At 67.8% G+C, this 17302-nt stretch carries 15 protein-coding genes and 2 pseudogenes; 4 read left to right on the top strand and 13 right to left on the bottom strand.

Features of this window, described 5'->3' with window-relative positions:
* Nucleotides 1-9: 9 nt before the first annotated feature.
* The 4 genes and pseudogenes from ACN28I_RS07995 to ACN28I_RS07980 all read right to left on the bottom strand — a co-directional run.
* Nucleotides 10-507 carry a hypothetical protein gene (locus ACN28I_RS07995; protein WP_420941502.1) on the bottom strand — a complete coding sequence of 166 codons (498 nt, stop codon included), beginning with the start codon at nt 505-507 and terminating at the stop codon, nt 10-12.
* Nucleotides 508-610: 103 nt separating this feature from the next.
* Nucleotides 611-2035: pseudogene (gene argJ / locus ACN28I_RS07990) on the bottom strand (bifunctional glutamate N-acetyltransferase/amino-acid acetyltransferase ArgJ); the annotation flags it as partial.
* Nucleotides 2036-2085: 50 nt separating this feature from the next.
* A complete protein-coding gene (gene argC / locus ACN28I_RS07985) occupies nt 2086-2754 on the bottom strand; it encodes an N-acetyl-gamma-glutamyl-phosphate reductase (RefSeq protein WP_420941501.1) in 669 nt (222 codons plus the stop codon).
* A gap of 34 nt (nt 2755-2788) precedes the next feature.
* Nucleotides 2789-3148, bottom strand: a pseudogene (locus ACN28I_RS07980) (N-acetyl-gamma-glutamyl-phosphate reductase); the annotation flags it as partial.
* A gap of 75 nt (nt 3149-3223) precedes the next feature.
* Here ACN28I_RS07980 and ACN28I_RS07975 point away from each other — a divergent pair.
* Entirely contained in the window at nt 3224-3532 is a 309-nt protein-coding gene (locus ACN28I_RS07975) for a hypothetical protein (protein WP_420941500.1), read from the top strand.
* Nucleotides 3533-3535: 3 nt separating this feature from the next.
* On the opposite strand, the gene ACN28I_RS07970 is transcribed toward ACN28I_RS07975, so the two are convergent.
* The 3 genes from ACN28I_RS07970 to ACN28I_RS07960 form a co-directional block, all read right to left on the bottom strand.
* Nucleotides 3536-4609, bottom strand: a complete 1074-nt coding sequence (locus ACN28I_RS07970; protein ID WP_420948593.1) for an AI-2E family transporter — start codon at nt 4607-4609, stop codon at nt 3536-3538.
* A gap of 65 nt (nt 4610-4674) precedes the next feature.
* Nucleotides 4675-5838, bottom strand: coding sequence for a hypothetical protein (locus ACN28I_RS07965; RefSeq protein WP_420941499.1), 1164 nt, complete (start codon nt 5836-5838; stop codon nt 4675-4677).
* Between the two features lie 585 nt (nt 5839-6423).
* The gene (locus ACN28I_RS07960) at nt 6424-6972 is read right to left on the bottom strand and encodes a hypothetical protein (RefSeq protein ID WP_420941498.1); all 549 of its coding nucleotides are present in this window, start codon (nt 6970-6972) and stop codon (nt 6424-6426) included.
* Between the two features lie 592 nt (nt 6973-7564).
* Between ACN28I_RS07960 and ACN28I_RS07955 the strand changes: the two genes are divergently transcribed.
* From ACN28I_RS07955 to ACN28I_RS07945, 3 genes are read left to right on the top strand one after another with little or no spacing between them, the layout of a single operon-like run.
* Nucleotides 7565-8599: a hypothetical protein gene (locus tag ACN28I_RS07955; protein WP_420941497.1), complete on the top strand. Its 1035-nt coding sequence runs from the start codon at nt 7565-7567 to the stop codon at nt 8597-8599.
* Nucleotides 8596-9051, top strand: coding sequence for a hypothetical protein (locus ACN28I_RS07950; protein WP_420941496.1), 456 nt, complete (start codon nt 8596-8598; stop codon nt 9049-9051). The genes ACN28I_RS07955 and ACN28I_RS07950 overlap by 4 nt, the downstream gene beginning before the upstream one ends.
* A 4-nt stretch (nt 9052-9055) precedes the next feature.
* Complete coding sequence (locus ACN28I_RS07945) at nt 9056-9520, top strand: hypothetical protein (protein WP_420941495.1); 465 nt, start codon at nt 9056-9058, stop codon at nt 9518-9520.
* 10 nt (nt 9521-9530) lie between these two features.
* Here ACN28I_RS07945 and ACN28I_RS07940 read toward each other — a convergent pair whose 3' ends face one another.
* The 6 genes from ACN28I_RS07940 to ACN28I_RS07915 all read right to left on the bottom strand — a co-directional run bounded on the left by ACN28I_RS07940 (nt 9531) and on the right by ACN28I_RS07915 (nt 17226).
* Nucleotides 9531-10328, bottom strand: a complete 798-nt coding sequence (locus ACN28I_RS07940; RefSeq protein ID WP_420941494.1) for an IS5 family transposase — start codon at nt 10326-10328, stop codon at nt 9531-9533.
* Nucleotides 10329-10690: 362 nt separating this feature from the next.
* Nucleotides 10691-11578: a peptidoglycan-binding protein gene (locus ACN28I_RS07935; protein WP_420941493.1), complete on the bottom strand. Its 888-nt coding sequence runs from the start codon at nt 11576-11578 to the stop codon at nt 10691-10693.
* Between the two features lie 61 nt (nt 11579-11639).
* On the bottom strand, nt 11640-12221 hold the full coding sequence (locus tag ACN28I_RS07930; RefSeq protein ID WP_420941492.1) for a hypothetical protein: 582 nt from the start codon (nt 12219-12221) through the stop codon (nt 11640-11642).
* A 332-nt stretch (nt 12222-12553) separates the two neighbouring features.
* Nucleotides 12554-14446, bottom strand: coding sequence for a sigma 54-interacting transcriptional regulator (locus tag ACN28I_RS07925; RefSeq protein ID WP_420941491.1), 1893 nt, complete (start codon nt 14444-14446; stop codon nt 12554-12556).
* A gap of 12 nt (nt 14447-14458) precedes the next feature.
* Nucleotides 14459-15418, bottom strand: coding sequence for a hypothetical protein (locus ACN28I_RS07920; RefSeq protein ID WP_420941490.1), 960 nt, complete (start codon nt 15416-15418; stop codon nt 14459-14461).
* The gene (locus ACN28I_RS07915; protein WP_420941489.1) at nt 15415-17226 is read right to left on the bottom strand and encodes a serine/threonine-protein kinase; all 1812 of its coding nucleotides are present in this window, start codon (nt 17224-17226) and stop codon (nt 15415-15417) included. The genes ACN28I_RS07920 and ACN28I_RS07915 overlap by 4 nt, the downstream gene beginning before the upstream one ends.
* Between the last annotated feature and the right edge of the window lie 76 nt (nt 17227-17302).

The following is a 17302-nucleotide window of genomic DNA, read 5'->3' as shown; positions in this document are numbered from 1 at the left end:
GGGCGGGCCTCAGCGGGTGACGAGCGTTCCGACACCCTTGTTGGTGAAGAGCTCGGCGATGAGGCTGTGGGGGACGCGCCCGTCGATGACGTGCACGCGCTCCACGGAGCCGCCGCCCAGGGCCTTCAGGGTCATCCTCGCGCGCGTCTGCATGCTGCCGGTGAACGCGCCCGCCGCGAGGTGTGCCTCCAGCTCCGAAACCGTCAGCTCGTTGAAGAGCTCCTCGCCCCGGAGGATGCCCGGCGCGTCGTGCAGGTAGATGAGCTTGTGGGCCTTGAGGGCGCAGGCGATTTCGGCGGCCACCGCGTCCGAGCCCAGGTCGTACGTCTGCCCGTCCTCGCCCAGGCCCACCGGGGAGATGATGGGCACATAGCCCTGGCCCAGCAGCATCTCCAGGAACTCGTGGTTGACGCGCGTCACCTCGCCCACGTGCTCCTTGGAGCGGCCATCCTCCATGGGAATCCGCCGCGCCCGCAGCAGCGCGCCGTCCTTGCCGGACAGGCCCACCGCCCGGTCCCCCAGGTTGTTGAGGAGGGTGACGAGCTTCCGAGTTGACGGAGCCGGAGAGCACCATCTCCACCACCTTGAGGCCCGAGGCGTCGGTGATGAGCGCGCCGTCCTGGCGCAGGCCGAGCTTGTCCAGCGTGCGGGTCAGCTCCGGCCCACCGCCGTGCACGATGATGGGCTGCAGGCCCGCCGAGCGCAGCAGCTCGATGTCGCGGCAGAAGGACTGCTTGAGGGACTCCTTCACCATGGCCGCGCCGCCGTAGCGGATGACGCAGCGCTTGCCGCGGAAGCGGGAGATGTACGAGAGCGCCTCGACGAGCAGCGTCGTCTTGAAGGCGGGGCTGTAGTTGGCCAGCCGGTCGTCCTTGCCCACGCCGCCGTCGGGCCTCGGGACGATGAGAGAGGTGTAGTCCGCGTTGATCTTCACGTAGTCGTACGAGAGATCGCACCCCCACGCCACGGACGAGCCCTCGCCGCCCGTGAGGCACACCTCGATACGGACCTCGGGCTCGCGCATGCGCGTCTTGAGGTGCGCCGGGTCATACGGCCTGGGCTCGCCCTCGTAGACGGAGATGCCCTGGATGCGGACGTGGGCCGAGTAGGGGTCCACCGCGTAGCCCTGGGTGCCGGCGCGCGCGCCCACGGTGGCCAGCACGCGGCCCCAGTTGGGATCCGCCCCGAAGACGGCGGCCTTCACCAGCGTGGAGCCGGCCACGGCGCGAGCCAGGTCCTGCGCGATGGCGGCGTCCGGCGCGCCCGTCACCTCCACCTGCAGCAACTTGGTGGCGCCCTCGCCATCCGAGGCGATCTCCCGCGCCATCTCCAGGCACAGGTCCGAGAGCGTGGCGGTGAAGATCGTCAGCTCCGGCCCCGGGTCCGAGATGGACGGGTTGCCGGCCCGGCCGTTGGCGAGCGCGTAGACGGTGTCGTTGGGGCTCATGTCCCCGTCCACCGTGAGGCTGTTGAAGGTGCCGGAGACGGCCTCGCGCAGGGCGGTCGCGAGCACGCCGGGCTGGATGGCGCAGTCGGTGGTGATGACGGCGATCACCGTGGCCAGCGACGGGTGCATCATCCCCGAGCCCTTGAAGATGGCGGAGACAATCACGTCCCGATCACCGATGCGCACCGAGCGCCACGTCTGCTTGGCGCGCGTGTCGGTGGTCATGATGGCCTCGGCGGCGGCGTCGGGCTCGGAGCGCAGGGAGTCCTTGAGCCCGCCGAGCACCGTCACCACCTTGGCCACGGGCAGGGGATGGCCGATGACGCCCGTGGAGGCGGTGAGCACGGCGGACGCGGGCACGGAGAGGGTGCGGCCCAGCTCGTCGCGCAGGGTGCGCACGGCCTGCTGCCCGGCGGGGCCGGTGAGGGCGTTGGCGTTGCCCGAGTTGACGAGCACGGCCTGGATGCCCGAGGCGGGCAGACGGGGCTCGGCGTCCTGGACCGGGGCGGCCCGGGCCTTGTTGGCCGTGAAGCAGCCCGCGGCCGAGCAGGGCGTGTCGCTGTAGACGAGCGCCACGTCCTTGCGCTGGGGCTTGAGGCCGGCGTGGATGCCGGAGAAGGAAAAGCCGAGCGGTACCTTCACGGATTGAACCCCCGCAAGGTGGAGAGGCCGAGCGTCTCCTCCCACCCCATCATGAGATTGAGGTTCTGGACGGCCTGACCGGCCGCCCCCTTCACCAGGTTGTCGATGGCGGCCGTCACCACCACGCGGCCCGGATCGTACCCGGTGGTGTCGGCGGCCACGGCCACCGCGCAGCGGTTGGTGCCCACCACGCCCTTGAGGCTCACCGCGTCCGGCGAGGACTCCACCGTCACGAAGGGGCAGGGCGCATAGGCCTGCTCCAGGGCGGCGCGGGCCTCGGCGGCGGTGGTGCCCGGACGCAGGCGCCCGTAGGCGGTGACGAGGATGCCCCGCTTGAGCGGCAGCAGGTGCGCCGTGAAGGTGAGGGGCACGGTGCGGCCCGCCACGCCCGCGAGCGTCTGGGCGATCTCCGGCGTGTGCTGGTGGCGCAGCACGCGGTAGGCGCGGAAGTCCTCGTCCACCTCGCTGAAGCTCAAGTCCTCGGAGCCCTTGCGGCCCGCGCCCGTGGTGCCCGAGGCGGCGTCGAAGATGAGCGAGCCCTCGTCGAGCAGCCCGGCCCGCAACAGCGGCGCCACGGACAGCGCGCAGGCGGTGGCATAGCAGCCCGGGTTGGCCACGAGCTTCGCGCCGGGAATGCGCTCGCGGAAGAGCTTCCGGCAGGCCATAGGCGGCCTGCGCCAGCAGCCCGGGCGACGAGTGGGTGAAGTTGTAGAAGGCCGGATAGGTGGCGATGTCGCGCAGGCGGAAGGAGCCCGACAGATCGATCACCCGCACGCCCGCGGCGAGCAGCCCGGGCACCAGGTGCAGCGACGTCTCGGCCGGCGTGGCGAGAAACACCACCTCGCATTCCCGGGCCAGCTCGGCGCTCTTGTCCTGCGGCGTGTACCGGAGCTGCCCGGCCGCTCCCATGATGCCCAGACGGCGGCTCACGGCCTCGCCCTGCCACCTGTCGCTGGTCACCAGCCGCAGGTCCACCTTTTCGTGGGCCGACAGGATATGGGTCGCCTCGACGCCGGAGTACCCGGACGCGCCAATGATGCCGATCGCCGTCTTATGCATGGAAGTGCATGAATATTCGCTCCCCTGCATACGCGCAAGCAGCAAATGCATATTCCCGCTGGAGGAGGCACCGCCATGACGACCGAGGGGCTGCACGAGCAGAAGAGGGACTCCTTCCACAAACACGAGGCCGGGCTCGCGCAGATCGACGCGCAGATCGGCCAGATGGAGGCCGTGTTCCTGCGGACCTTGGCCGAGGAGCTGGGGCTCACCCCGGAGGAGCTCACCCGCATTCGCGGCGCGCTGGACACCGTCCGGCAGTCGCTGTCCCAGCTCAAGCAGTCCGACGATGACGGCTGGGCCCAGGCCCAGGAGCGCTTCGAGCAGGCCTGGACGGACTTCCAGGAGCACTCCCGGAAGATCACCGGCGGTTCCGCCGGGTAGCTTCTAATGAGGCGCGGGGCCCACCGGCTCGTGCGGGCCCCGGTCCCGCGGCTCGGGCTCCCGTGGCATGGGGGCGGCCTCGGGGTGGGGGGCGCCGTCCTCGCGCTCGCCGCCCCACCGCTCGCGCTGCTCCTCCTGCACCTCGCGCAGGAGCTCCTGGAGCGCCGCCGCCAACGGCAGGGCGATCACCGCGCCGATCAGCCCCATCAGGGCGGCGCCCATGAGCAGCACCACCGAGATGAGCAGCGGATTCATCCGGATGGAGTGGCGCTGGACGAGCGGTTGGATGAGGTTGCCCTCTATCTGCTGGTAGACGAGGAAGACGCCCAGGGCGATCAGCGCCCGGTTGAGCCCCACCGTGGTCAGCGTGGTGAAGGAGACGAGCAGCGCCATCAGGAGGCTGCCGATGTAGGGGATGAGGCCGAGCACCAGGTACAGGCTCCCGAGTGCCAGGAAGTAGGGCACGCCCAGCAGGAAGGTGCCCAGGGCCGTGACGAGGCCGCCCATCGTCACCGTGAGGGCCGTGCCCACCAGGTAGCCGCTCACCGCCCGGTGCATGTTCTTCACCAGCTCGCGCACCGCGGGCCTGCGCGCCGGACGCACCCACCCCAGCGCCTGGGTGTAGAGATCCTTCCCGAAGAGCAGGGCGAAGAGGCTGAGCGTCACCACGGTGATGAACACCAGCACGCCGTTCACCGTGGTGGAGACGACGCCCGGCAGCGACTGGGCCACCTCGTCCGGCAGGTGCGCCAGCGCTTCCTGGACCTTGCGCTCCAGGTCGAAGCGCTGCTCCAGCCACCGCGTCCACTCCCAGGTGCGGACCTCGCTCACCAGCCCGGGCGCGGAGCGCACCAGACTGTGCGCCTGTTGCACCACCAGGGGCACCAACGTGGCCCCCAGCAGCCCCGTGAGCCCGAGCAGCCCCAGGAACGTCACCAGCACGCCCCAGCCCCGGCTCAGTCCCCGCCGCTGGAGCCAGCGCACCAGCGGATCGATCGCCAGGGAGACGAACAGCGCCACCGCCAGCAGCACGAAGACGGCGCGCACCTGGATGAGCATGTACGCGAGCAGCACCAGGGCGAGCGCATTGAGCCCTACCGTCCAGACGGTTCGGGCGGAGATCTGCGAGCGGCGTGTCGGATTCAGGGCGGCCCTCCCGTGCTCAAGGTAGGCACGCCCCCGTGGTGGCTCTGCCCGAGGCCCGGAGAGCGGGCCGCCGAGGGGGCCCTGGCTCTCCTGCCTGGTCCTTCGATCCTCTCAGGAGACCGGTTCAGCGCGCGGGCACGGTGGTGGAGTAAGCCCCGTTCTGGTCCGCCAGCGTCTGCGAGAGCAGCAGGGCGGACGGCTTGCCCTCCACGTCCACCACGCGGAAGAAGCTGATGGAGGCGTAGGGCGCGGCCGGCAGCGGATTCGAGCCGTTGAAGCTGACCTGCCCGGTGACGCTGCGGCCCTTGGAGAGGGTGAAGGAGGAGAAGCTCCAGGGCCGCCTCGCTGGTGGCGAAGCCCTCCGCGGGGCGCACCGTCACGATGCGGCTGACGCGCGGGAGGTTCTCGGTGGGGATGAAGTCGAAGCGGTAGCGGCCCGGATCCATCGCCAGCTCGAAGTGGCCCCCTTCATCCGTGGTGCGCGGAGCCTCGAAGCGGAACGCGGGCCGGGGCCAGCCGGGGACGTCCTCGAGTGGCTCGGCCACCACCTGCACGCCCGCGGCCGGTTCCGAGCTGCTGGGCTTCAGCAGGGTGCCGCGGACCTTCATCCGCTCCCCACACGTCACGTCCGGCGACTGCACGAGGCTGGTGCGCGGCACCTGGACGTACCTCTGGGTGAGGCCCGCGCTGGAGCCCGGCGGCGGCACGACGGAGAGCGTCATCGGGTTCCCGCTCTCGCTCGCCAGGGTGAGGAGCTCGAAGGAGCCGTTCGCGTCGGTGAGCACCTTCTGGCTGCGGAACAGCCCGCCACCGCCCACCTTGCCCGCCAGGGACACCGAGGCCTGTGCCACCGGCTGTCCGTCCCGGCTCAGCACCCGGCTCTTGAAGCGTACCGGCTCGCCGTAGTCCCCCATCGCCAGCTCCAGCTTGCCCTGGCGCGGGTTCACGGTGAACAGCTTCTGCGGCACCACGGCCTGCGCGGAGGTGGGCACCACCTGGAGGACCACCGTGGGCCGCTCGGCGGCCGAGGGCGGAAGCGCGAGGGTGAACTCCCCCGTGTCGCGCTTCACCGTCGTGCGCTGCGAGAGCGGGCGCAGCTCCTCGTCCACGGCCTGCACCTCCAGCTCCACATCCACCAGTTCCGCCTCGTCCGGCGACACGCGCTGGTGCACCACCGTGCCGGAGAGCCGGACGAGCCTCGGAGGAGACGGGCAGGGTGAAGTCCAGCATCACCGAGCGGCCCGGCTGCACCTCGCTGGTCTTGGAGACGGGAGGCAGCTCGGAGTCGGTGGTGAGCAGGGTGACGTTGTAGCGCCCCACGCCCACCGGAACCGAGTAGCCGCCGTTGTCGGGCACGAGCGTGCTCTCGTGGCGGCGCACCACGCCGGGGATGAGCAGGCTCTCGCCCGTCATGCGCAGGGTGATGGGAGAGGAGTACGCGCCGCTGGAGGTCATGCCCTGCACGAGCACCCGGCCCTGGAGGACGGCGGCATCGTACAGCTCGATGTTCTGCTGGCTCCGGAGCTCCTGCACCCGGAAGTCCTGGGCATACAGGCCAACGCGGGGGTTGGGGACCACCTCCACGACGATGTTCCTGCCCGGGTCTCCGCAGCCATCGATGAAGCAGACCTCGTCGCTGTCGCAGTCGCTGTCACTGCGGCAGCCGACGATGGGTTCGATGTCCGGCGCCCCCGCGCAGCCCGAGACGAGGGCCGCGGTCAGCAGCACGAAAGAGGAGAGCTTTTTCATGGGCAGATTCCTCCTGCCTCGGTCCTGACGAACCACGTGTAGGTGGCGGTATAGCCGGGATCGATGAGGGTGCCTCCGTCCGCGAGCGGCATGATGTAGCTGGCCTCGGGCTCGCGCTCCACGAGGGGGGTGTCGGAGACGATGACCTCGACGATGTGGTCGCCCGGGAGGTTGAGCCGGTTGAAGTCCGTGGAGCCGAAGTTCACCTGGAAGGAGGCGCGCTCGTCGCGCGTGGGCCTGGTGCCCCTGGCCTCGATGCGGACCAGGTGATCCTCGCCGCGAGGCTGGTTGGGGTTGTAGTCCACGAACCAGTAGGCGAGGAGCTGGTCGCCGATGTCGGGGTCCTCGACGGGGACCGTGAACGTCAGCACGCAGAGATCAGAGCCGAAGCCCCGGATGATGCGATTGGTGGGGACCACCTGGTTCTCCACGATCCGCGGGGGGCGGTTGCGCTGCATGGGGAGCTCGCTGAGGTAGGGCGCATCCTGGGGGATGACGCACCCCCCCAGGAGCCATACGGCGGCTCCGAGTCCGAACCACTTCATGGCGGGGAGCCCAAGCAATTCGCTGGCCAGTCGGTCGGGAGCGGATTTCATCGTCGGAACAGGGGTTTGACGAGGGTGCCACACCCGGAAGGGGCAGGGAACCGCGACAGGCCTGTCAGGATGATTCCTCGACGCTCGGCGGCGGGGATGAGCGTCCCTCGCCAGGCAGGCAGCCGGGCCGAGGGACGGGCCGGAGGAACTCCCGGAACTGGTACTACTGGGGCGGCGATGTCCAACCCTTCTGTCGATTCGTACCCTCCGGGGGACCGGTGGCGCTCGCGCGTGGGAGCGCTGGCCCTGGCGGCGCTGATGCTGGTGACAGCGTGCGCCACGGGGGCTCCCGTGGGCAGAGGAGTCACGGGCTTCCATGACGGTCCGCTCGTGGAGGGGGCGGGAACAGGGGATGCGGTCTTCGCCACGCTGCCCACGGACTTCGCGCCGGTTCGGGTGGGCGACTCGGAGCCTCCAGGCCGCCCTGACGACGTTCTGGCTCAACCTGCCGCCGCGGGTGGCCATCTCGCACTCCTCGCTGCCTGTGGGGCGCAAGCTGGCGTTGGGTTCCTCGCCTTGTGACGACGGGGGGCCATCAGACTTGGCACGGTCCTACGGGCGTTATTGCGAGCGGCGCGGCACACCGGGGGATTGCCTGACGCTGCTCGAGGACGGGCCGCAACTGCGAGACGACGATAAACGGAGCTTCGCACTTGCCCTGGCGGTGGGGCCGGCGCTGGAAGGGCTGGACGCGGAAGCCCGGGCGATGCTCGACCCAACGCGGTTGCTGGCGACGCTCAGCATCACCATCACGGCCTACATGGCGCTGTTGGTGGCGCCCGTGCCCGAGCCGGTGACCAAGGGCCTGGCCGCCGCGTTCACCGTGCTGCTGTGGGGCTATCTCGGGTGGGAGTTCTTCGATCTGCTGAGTGCCTATGCGCGGCTTCACGCGGATGCGCCGCGAGCCTCCACCTTCGCGGAGTTGCGTGAGATCGGTGAGCGGTTCGGCCGAGTCATCGGCCCGAACAGCGTGCGGATCCTTCTCATCGTGGGGACTGCGGCGATAGGGGAGACGGTGGCGCTCGCGTCCAAGGCTCCGAAGCTGCCGGGATTCGGGCAGGCCTCGCGCACGGTCGAGGCAAGCACCGGCCTGGGCCTGTTGAATGTGGCAACCGGCGCCGAGCGCGTCATCGTCTCTGTACCCGAGGGAGCGATTCGCGTCGTGTTGGCGCCTCACGTGGCGGCCATGGCCACCCGGAGCGCCGCGGTTGGGACTCCGTCACCGGGGCGGGGGACGCTCCTGCCCAACGGGCACAGGGCGTGGGGCTCGTCGAGTGGTTTCAAGTCGGCCATGGGGCCAGCGGGCAAGGGCAAGGAGTGGCATCACCTCGTGGAGCAGACCCCGGGCAACGTGACGCGGTTCGGGGGGCAGTCCCTGCACAACACGGAGAATGTCATTGCGCTGGATAAGGCTCTTCATGACCGCATCAGCGCGTTCTACTCCTCGAAATCCGTCCGCTTCACCAACTCACATACGTTAACAGTTTGGCAGTGGCTCAGCACCCAGTCCTATGAGGCACAACGCCAATTTGGATTGCTGGCCATAAAAAATATCAAGAACGGAGTATGGCCATGACGGATCTTGAAACGCTGGTTGAGGAGTTTGCGCTGAATGTAGAAGCGCAGACCAAAGCGATATGGCGAGGGGATGCCAAGACCGGGAACAAGCACGCAGATCGATATCTGGCTGCATTCAAAGCCTTGTGCGCGCATGGCAATGCCGGACGGGATTCGCTTGCTGTGCTGTTCAAGCATTCAAATATGGATGTGAGCACCACTGCTGCGGCTTTCCTGTTGCGCTACCGGACGTCGGAGGCCAAGGCCGTTCTGGAAGAGGCTGCGAAAGGAGAGGGATTCGTGGCGTTTGCCTCCGCCCAGACATTGAAGAACTGGGAAGAGGGCACCTGGGCCCTGGATCCTGTCGAGCCGGTCGAACCACCGGTCAAGCGCGCTCGGCCACGAACCCGAGGCAACAAGGGCTCCCCGGGGCGTGGCGGGGGGCATCGTCGGGGCAAGTCCGGTGAGTGAACCGTTGCCGGAGTTCGACAAACTCGTTGATGCGTTCGCCTACCATGTAGAGGCGCAAACCTGGGAGATCTTCAACGGGGATGCGAAGACCGGAAACAAGCACGCGAAGAAAGCCATTGCCGCATTCAATAAGCTGTGTGCCCATGGTGACGCTGGACGGGATGCGCTCGCTATGCTGTTCACTCATCGGAGTATGGACGTGCGGACCTCCGCGGCGGCTTTCCTGTTGCGCCATCGAACAGCGGAGGCCAAGGCGGTTTTGGAGGAGGCCGCAAAGGGAAAGGGTCTGATTCCTTTCGAGGCTTCCGAGTGCCTGAAACGCTGGGCGGAGGGCACATGGGCTCTGGACCCTGCCGAGGATGATGCAGGCGGCGGGGCACTCCCGGGTATGACAGCGATCAAACGCGCCCGGACACGAACCAGGGGCAAGGGAGCCCAGGGGCGTGGCCGGGGACTCAGAGGGTGTTGAACAGGGGTAATCAGGCAAGCCGGCGCAGCATGAGCTTTATCATGCCCAGGTGGATGAAAGCTTCGGAAGACTCCTCCTTGCGCTCGTAGTCCTTAGACAGACGTCTCTCGCGATTGAGCCAGCCGAAGGTGCGCTCGCCAATCCAGCGCTTCGCCTGCACGACGAAGCCTCGGTCCTTGTCCGAGCGTTTCACCACCTTGAGGTTGATGCCACTGTCCTTGGCCACCTTTTCCACCTGTTCCCCCTGGTAGGCTCCATCTGCCCACGTCATCTGGAGCGTGGGGTACTCCTGCGCAGCTATGGGGAGCACGGCTTGGACCGCATCCCTGTCCTGCACATCCGCCGTCGATATCCACGCCACCAGCACCAGGCCCAACGTGTCCACGAGCAGGTGGCGCTTGCGCCCCTTCACCCTCTTGCCTGCGTCGTAGCCCTTCGTTTCCGCCTCTTCCGTTGTCTTCACGCTCTGGCTGTCGAGGATGCTCGCGGTGGGTTGTGCCTTTCGGCCGGCCTTCTTGCGCACCTTGACTCTCAGCGTGTCGTGTATCCGTTTGAGGGTGCCGTTCTTCTTCCACAGGTCGAAGTAGTGGTAGACGAGCTGCCAGTCCGGCAGGTCGTGCGGCATGTAGCGCCACTGCGCCCCCGTGTGGGTGATGTAGAGGATGGCGTTCACCACCTCCCGACGCGGATGCAGCACCTCCTGGGGTCCGCACTCGCTGGCCCGGACAAAGGGCTCCATCAATGCCCACTGCTCGTCGGTGAGGTCGGTGGGATACGGCTTCCTGGCGGGCATGGGAAGGTCGCTCATGCCTCTTGAGGTAAGGACGCCTCTCCAAGGGCACAACTTGCCCGGTCATATCCACGACCCTACCTTTCTGGAAGGTAACCAGGAGGTGGTGCGGCAGCGGACGTGGCGGCAGCGACAAAGCAAGAGTCGTCCACCAGCGTGGTGGTCGGTACGGGTGCGTGCGGCATCAGGCGCATGCACTTCGTGCCCCGACCGCGAACAGTGGGCCATTGCTCGGAGCGCTCAGTCTGCCCAGTTCAACAGCCTCTCAGGTGCCAAGGAGGCTCTCGTATTGGGGGAACTTCGCGTGCAGCTCGCAGGTGTGCTTGAAGACAGGCCGCCTTCCGAAGGAGTGGTTCTCGTAAATGAGCGATTCGCTGAACCTACTTCGATAAGCCGTAGCGGCTCGCCCGCAGCATCCGCTCCAACTCCTTGGCGTAGGCAGCGATCCTCGTCGCCTCATCCATCCCGTTGATGATCCGTCGCGCGTTGACGTAGTTGCAGTTCCCGTCCTTGATGTAGTCGCTGAGTGACTTCAGCGTGAACGAGCCGTTGCGCATCCCGTGAGACATGATCTTGTAGGCGACGTCCGGCTCGAGGACGAGCTCAGGATGGAGCACGAGACGATCATCGCCGTACAGGATGTCGCTCATCGTCTTGTAGTTCTTCTTCCAGGTGAGCTGCACGTACCCGCGCCCGTAGTACGCATTCGAGTAGTTCTGCCCGTCGGAGCCCATCACAGTCACCGCATTGCCGTACGCATACCCTGCGCCCTTCCCGTACTCCTCGATGGGCTGCCAGGTGTCCGCGCACTCATGCTTGACCGTTGCCAGCATGTATGCGGCCCACCGGACATCACTAATCTGGGGATCGCGATCAATGAACCGTAGAAGAATCGAGAGGCCATGCGCAGCGGAGTCATTGAGGACGCCGTAGGTGCCCATGTAGTCCGCCATGAACTTGTCATGCCGGAACGTGAGGCTTCCCAGGACGATGTCCGTGCCCAATCGAACCAGCGACTCTGCGGGGCCCGGCTCCTTGAGCCAGATGTACGTGCCAATCACGTTGCCGAGCGCAGCCCAGGTACTGGGTCCGACGACTCCATTGGCGGGGGTGATTCGATGAGCGGCCTGGAATTGCATGACGGCGGCCTCGGTCTGAGGGCCGAACGTCCCCAACGAATCAAGAGCCGGAGGCGGCTGATTCAGCCGCCTGAACCAGTGCTGAAGCGTCTTGACCGCGCGCCCCCTACTTCCCCGTTTGATGATCATGTCGCCCCCTCTTTACATGTAAGCTTGAACAGTAGCCGTCTACGCTCGGTGTTGAGTCGAATCACTTTCCATCGCTGCTCCCCGGAAAGTCGGCGCGCAGCATGGGTTGCACTCGCTTCAACGGTACCTCGACGTCGATCGAATGGAAGGCTCGCGCCGAGACTGGCCGAAGCACCACGAGCGCACCTTCCTTCAAAAAGAAGCGGTGCACCGAGATCGGTACGTTGGTGCCCACCTTAGTGGTCGCCGAGAGCTTCTCGCGCACTGCTTGGGTCAGGGTCTCTTGCCATGGAGTACCGGGGCGAAACAGATCCGCCACCTGATACACCGTGCCCGTCGCGAGATTGACGGTGAGCCCCTCGACCGTGTCATCGGGATGGAGGCTCGGGTTGGTGCAGGCAGTACGGTGCAACCGGACGCTGAGGATCCCCTCGTTCACCAGACCTACCGAATATTCGACGGACACATCGGTCTTCCCGGGGTCGGGTAGATCGGCGCAGCCCTCGCCCTTGCGCGCCGACGAGGCGTCGCGTGTCGTTTGGCAACTCTCCGGAATGGTAGCCAGCACGGCTTGGTCAACGAGTCTGTTGACACTCGCAAGCGTCTCGGACGACGAGAGCCCGGCGATTTCAGGATAGGCCACGTCAATGGCGCATCGACCTTTACCGGTGGTGTAGGTCTCACGCCTCTGCGCTACGCGGACGGAGCTTGTGGTTCCAGAACCGCCCGTGCTCTCGCGTGTTGTCACAGGCGGAAGTTCGGGGGCCTGGACGGGCTGCTCCGTCCTTACTGCCGGGGGAGCAGCATGGACCAGAGGTTGATCTCCACGCGAACAAGCAAGTCCTGTCGCGCAGAGACACACGAAAAGGAAACGCAATGGTCCTCCTCTGGCTTTCCGGCCAGATGCCGGGTGCAAGAGGAGGGTAGAAGCCTCGGAGTTCCTTGGCAATAGAACCGCGCTCGGATGGGCCGCGTCTACAGCAACTCCTCGTCGCCGTCCTCGCCGGGCGGCATCGGTCCGCCGTTCTTCTCCGCCTCCAGCTTCTCGAAGTGGCGGAAGATCGTGCGCGGATCCACGCCCAGATCCTTCGCCGTCTTCGTCTTGTTGCGGTTGTTCCGCTCGTAGACCTCCTGGATGTACTGCTTCTGCCAGCGCTCGCGCGCCTCCGACAGCGGCAGCACCGGCTCCAGGCTCTCCGGCCTCAAGTCCAGGTCATCCGGCCCCAGCAACGGCTTGTCCGCCAGCACCACCGCCTTCTTGATGCGGTTCTCCAACTCGCGGATGTTGCCCGGCCAGCCGTACTTCTTCATCGCCACCGTCGCCGACGGCGAGAAGCCCTTCACCTTCGAGCTGAACTCCTTCGCGTACTTCTGCAGGAAGTACTTGCCCAGCACGAACAGATCTTCGCCTCGCTCCCGCAGCGGCGGCAGCTTCAGCGTCACCACGTTCAGCCGGTAGTACAGGTCCTCGCGGAAGGTGCCCTTGCGCACCTCCTCCTCGAGCACCCGGTTCGTCGCCGCCACCACCCGGATGTCCACCGGCTCGCCCCGGTGGTCTCCCACCTTGTAGACCACCTTCTCCTGCAGCGCCCGCAGCAGCTTCACCTGCAACTGGAGCGGCATCTCGCCAATCTCGTCCAGGAAGAGCGTGCCGCCGATGGCCGCCTGGAACTTGCCCATCTTCGTGTTCACCGCCCCCGTGAAGGCGCCGCGCACGTGGCCGAACAGCTCGCTCTCCAGCAGGTTCTCCGGAATCGCCCCGCAGTTGATGGTGATGAACGGACCCTTGCTCCTCGGCGAGTGCCGGTGGATCTCCCGGGCGATCAGCTCCTTGCCCGTCCCCGTCTCGCCCGTGATGAGCACCGAGATGTCCGTGGGCGCGATCTTGTCGATGCGCCGGTACACGTCCAGCATCCCCTGGCACGCCCCGACGATCTCCCCATAGTGGGTGTCGTCCAGCCGCTTGCGCAGCTCCGTGTTGTCCAGCTTCAGGTCGTTCACCAGCAGCGCGTTCTGGATGAGCAGCAGCGCCTGCGCCGCGAAGATGGTGAGCATGTCCAGGCTCTTGGGCTCGAACCGGTTCACCAGCCTGTCGTTGCCCACGTACAGCACCCCGAACAGCTCGTCGTTGCGCACCAGCGGCACGCACATCACCGACAGCAGCTTCAGGTTCACCACCGACTTGCTGCTCTTGAACTCGGGGTCGTCCAGCGCGTCGCTCAGGATGAGCGGCTTGCGGCTGCGCACCACCTTCTCGATGATCGAGTCCGACACCCGCGCCGTCGCATCCTCGATGTTCTCCCGCGACAGGTTGCGCGCCACCTTCACGTTCAGCTCGCCGTTCTCCCGCAGGATGAGGAAGCCCTTGTCCGCCCGCGTCACCTCGATGGCCTCGTCCAGCAGGCCCTCCAGCAGCTCGTCCCGGCTGGAGGTGCCCAGCAGCCGCTCGCTGAAGGCGGTGAGGCGGCGCAGCAGCACCAGCTCGCGGCCCACCACGCCCGGCACGTCCCGGGTGTGCGAGTCCGGATCCGACGTCCCCTCGTGCGTGACGGAGAGGAGCGGGGCCGGAGGCGGCCTGGGTGCGGCGTCCTCGCGCGCGAAGACGAGCTCGGTGCCGCCCACGCGGATGACGTCGTCCGTGGCGAGCACGTGGTTGTCGCGCTTCTTGCCGTTCACCTGGAACACCGCCCCCAGGCTGCCCAACTGGTAGCGCGTTCCATCGAAGAGCACGTGCAGGGCACTGTCCGGGACGGCCGGGTCCTCCAACTGCACGTCATTGTCGGCCGCGCGGCCGATGCTGGTGATGCGCTTGTGGAGGGGGACCGTGCGGACCTTGCCCTCGGGGCTGCGGACGGTGAGGCTGGCCATGTCGACGCGTTCCTAGAAGGCGAGGGTGAAACCGGCACCCGCGCCGCCAGAGGTGGGATAGAGGTGGAGGCTCGCCCGGGGCGTGGCCGGGTCGGGCGTGGAAGGCAAGGTCTCGATGCGCGTGTTCACCACCTGCTCCTGGTGGTGCAGGAGGGCATCCAACACCCCCGCCGCATAGACGGCGTAGAAGCCCGCGGCCGAGCCCCACTTGAGCCCCGTCCAGACCTCGGCCTCCCTTTTGCGCGCGGTGGGGATGTAGCTCACGGTGACGTCCAGGGGCCCGCGGATGTCGTCCACGGTGACGTCCTCCGTCTCGATGAGCGAGTCGTAGGCGAAGAAGGAGATGATGCTCGTGACGGCCAGCACTCCCTGCGAGGCCGCGAAGAGCGTGCCCAGGCCGGTACGGCCCTGCTGGAACTGGCCCGCCCCGAAGGGCACGAAGTTCACCAGGAAGCTGCGCGTCTCCACCTGCCGCACCGTCACCTGCCTCGACAGCGCCTCCACGCGCCGGCGCTGCTCCTCGGCGGCCACGCGCTCCCGCTCCCGCCGCTCCAGTTCCGTGCGCTCCCGCTCCACCCGCAGCCGCCGCTCCTGGCGCACCAGCTCCAGCTCTGCTGACATCTGATCGCGGATGCCGTCCAGGTGCTGCACCGCCGGCGGCGGCACCGAGAAGGGATCCAGGTTGAAGTCGGGCTCCAACCGCAGCAACGCGCGGAAGTGGCGTGTGGAGTCCTCGGCGCGGTTGAGGTGGAAGGCGCTCAGTCCCGCCAGCTTGTGCAGCTCCGCCAGCTCCTTGTCCGCCAGCCGGCCCCGATCGATCCGCATGCCCGCCCGCTCCAGCACCTCGGCGTAACGGCCGTACTCGTAGGTGGCGCGCAGGGTGGCCACCTCCGCGTCCACCGGCTCCTCGGCGAACACGGCGGCGGGGACGAGCAGCCCCCACAGCAACAGAAGGCGGAGGCAGCGGCTCATTCGGCGACGAGCGCTCCGCGCAGGGTGGTGGGCTTGCCCGGTTCGATGCTCACCGCGCGTTTCTCGGTGAGGTAGCCGTTGTGGCTCACCTCGTACTCCACGCGGTGCTGGAAGCTCGCCGGGCCCCTCGGCGAGTGGATCTCGAAGGGACGCTCCTGGGACTCGCGCACCGTGCGCACCTCGCCGCCCACGCGCACCACCGCGTCCGCGGGCTCGTACGCGAAGGACAGCCGCGAGCTCTTCAGCAGCGCGCGCAGGGGGAAGACGTTCTCCACCCCCGGCTTCACTTCAATCATCTCCTGCGCGTCCTCGCAGTAGTCGCAGGTGATGGTGACGGTGTGCCGGCCCGGCGTCAGCGCCACCGCGTGCCGCGCGAGCGCCTGCTCGCTGCGCGCTCCCTGATCCACGCGGATGTAGCCGTAGGGACGCACGAGGATGGACACGGGCTCCGGCACCGCCCGGACGGGCTCGGGGCGCACGGGCTCGGCGCGCGCGGCGAGCCGCTTCTCGGGGAGAGGCCGCACGGAGGCCGGGGCCGGGGGGGTCTGGAGCGGCGGCCCGGGGGGCTCCGTCTTCTTCGCGGGTGCCACCACGCCGCCTTCCGTCACCTTCACGGGAGTCACCTTCGCGGGAGCCGTGGGCGGGGCGTCCGGGGCGCGCCGCTGGAACAGGTGGAAGCCCACGCCGAGCACCGAGGCCACCAGCAGGCCCGCGCCCAGCTTCAGCCCCCGGGCCCGCCACAGCTTCACGCGGCGCTCCCGCTCCAGCCCCTTGAGCAGCCCGAGCGCCCGCGCGTTGGTGCCATCCAGCGCGAGCACCTGGTTGAGGCACCCCAGCGCCCGCGCCATGCGCTTCTCCGCGAGCAGCCGCTCTCCACGCTCGAGCAGCGTGGCGATGATCCGCGGGCGCATCAGCTTCTGGTACGAGGGCGGATCCGCGAAGAAGGACGTGAGCTCCTCGCCCACGCGCGCGAAGCCGAGCCCCGCGAGGTAGTCCCCGAGCGCATCGCGCAGCTTGCTCGCGTTCGGGTAGCGCCGGGCCGGATCCCTCGCCAGGCAGGTGGCGCAGATGTCCGCCAACTCGTCCGAGAGCGTGGGCACCCGCTGGCGCGGATCCTCATACGCCCCATCGAGGATGCGCTTGAGCGTGGCGGTGGCGTTGGCGGCCGAGAAGGGCAGCCGGCCCACGATGAGGGCGTAGAGGATGGTGCCCAGCGAGAAGATGTCCGTCTCGGGGCCGGCCTCGTGGCCCTCGATGATCTCCGGGGCCATGTGCGCCGGCGAGCCCACCAGCGCGCCCGTGACGGTCATCCGCTCCTCGATGTCGAGCAGCTTGGCGATGCCGAAGTCCATCAGCTTGAGGACGCCGTCCTCGCGCACCATCACGTTCTCGGGCTTGAGATCCCGATGGATGACGCCGGACTCGTGCGCGTGCGCCAGCGCGGCGGCGAGCTCATGGATGATCATCGCGGCCAGCTCCGGCAGCTCCAGCCGGCCCAGCTCGTCCACGCACTCCTTGAGGGTGCGGCCGCGCACGTACTCGGTGACGAGGAAGGCGTCCTGCGCGCCCTCGGCCGAGAAGTCGAACACCTCGAGGATGTTGGGGTGGTGCAACCGTGCCACCGCCTTGGCCTCGCGCGCCAGCCGCCGGCGCGACTCGGACTTGTTGGCCAGGTGCGGGTGCAGCACCTTCACCGCCACCTCGCGGTCCAACGCCGTGTCCAACCCCTTGTACACGACGCTCATGCCCCCGGAGCCGAGCTCCTCGAGGATGCGGTACCGCCCGATGTTGCGGCCGATGTGCGTCATGGGTGCCGGGTCTCAGTCTTCCAAGCCCGATGCCCATCCGGACGCGAGTGTCAGGGTGGCGGGCGCGGGTATGACA

This window comes from Archangium gephyra (genome assembly GCF_049060025.1).
GTDB lineage: Bacteria > Myxococcota > Myxococcia > Myxococcales > Myxococcaceae > Archangium > Archangium gephyra_A.
This window is presented reverse-complemented; position numbering and strand designations above follow the sequence as displayed.

Excerpts from the sequence above, each read along its gene's own strand:
- ACN28I_RS07935 (WP_420941493.1), bottom strand. The coding sequence starts at position 11,578 with ATGATCATCAAACGGGGAAGTAGGGGGCGCGCGGTCAAGACGCTTCAG.
- argC (WP_420941501.1), bottom strand. The coding sequence starts at position 2,754 with ATGGCCTGCCGGAAGCTCTTCCGCGAGCGCATTCCCGGCGCGAAGCTC.
- ACN28I_RS07920 (WP_420941490.1), bottom strand. The coding sequence starts at position 15,418 with ATGAGCCGCTGCCTCCGCCTTCTGTTGCTGTGGGGGCTGCTCGTCCCC.
- ACN28I_RS07925 (WP_420941491.1), bottom strand. The coding sequence starts at position 14,446 with ATGGCCAGCCTCACCGTCCGCAGCCCCGAGGGCAAGGTCCGCACGGTC.
- ACN28I_RS07950 (WP_420941496.1), top strand. The coding sequence starts at position 8,596 with ATGACGGATCTTGAAACGCTGGTTGAGGAGTTTGCGCTGAATGTAGAA.
- ACN28I_RS07915 (WP_420941489.1), bottom strand. The coding sequence starts at position 17,226 with ATGACGCACATCGGCCGCAACATCGGGCGGTACCGCATCCTCGAGGAG.
- ACN28I_RS07940 (WP_420941494.1), bottom strand. The coding sequence starts at position 10,328 with ATGAGCGACCTTCCCATGCCCGCCAGGAAGCCGTATCCCACCGACCTC.
- ACN28I_RS07960 (WP_420941498.1), bottom strand. The coding sequence starts at position 6,972 with ATGAAGTGGTTCGGACTCGGAGCCGCCGTATGGCTCCTGGGGGGGTGC.
- ACN28I_RS07975 (WP_420941500.1), top strand. The coding sequence starts at position 3,224 with ATGACGACCGAGGGGCTGCACGAGCAGAAGAGGGACTCCTTCCACAAA.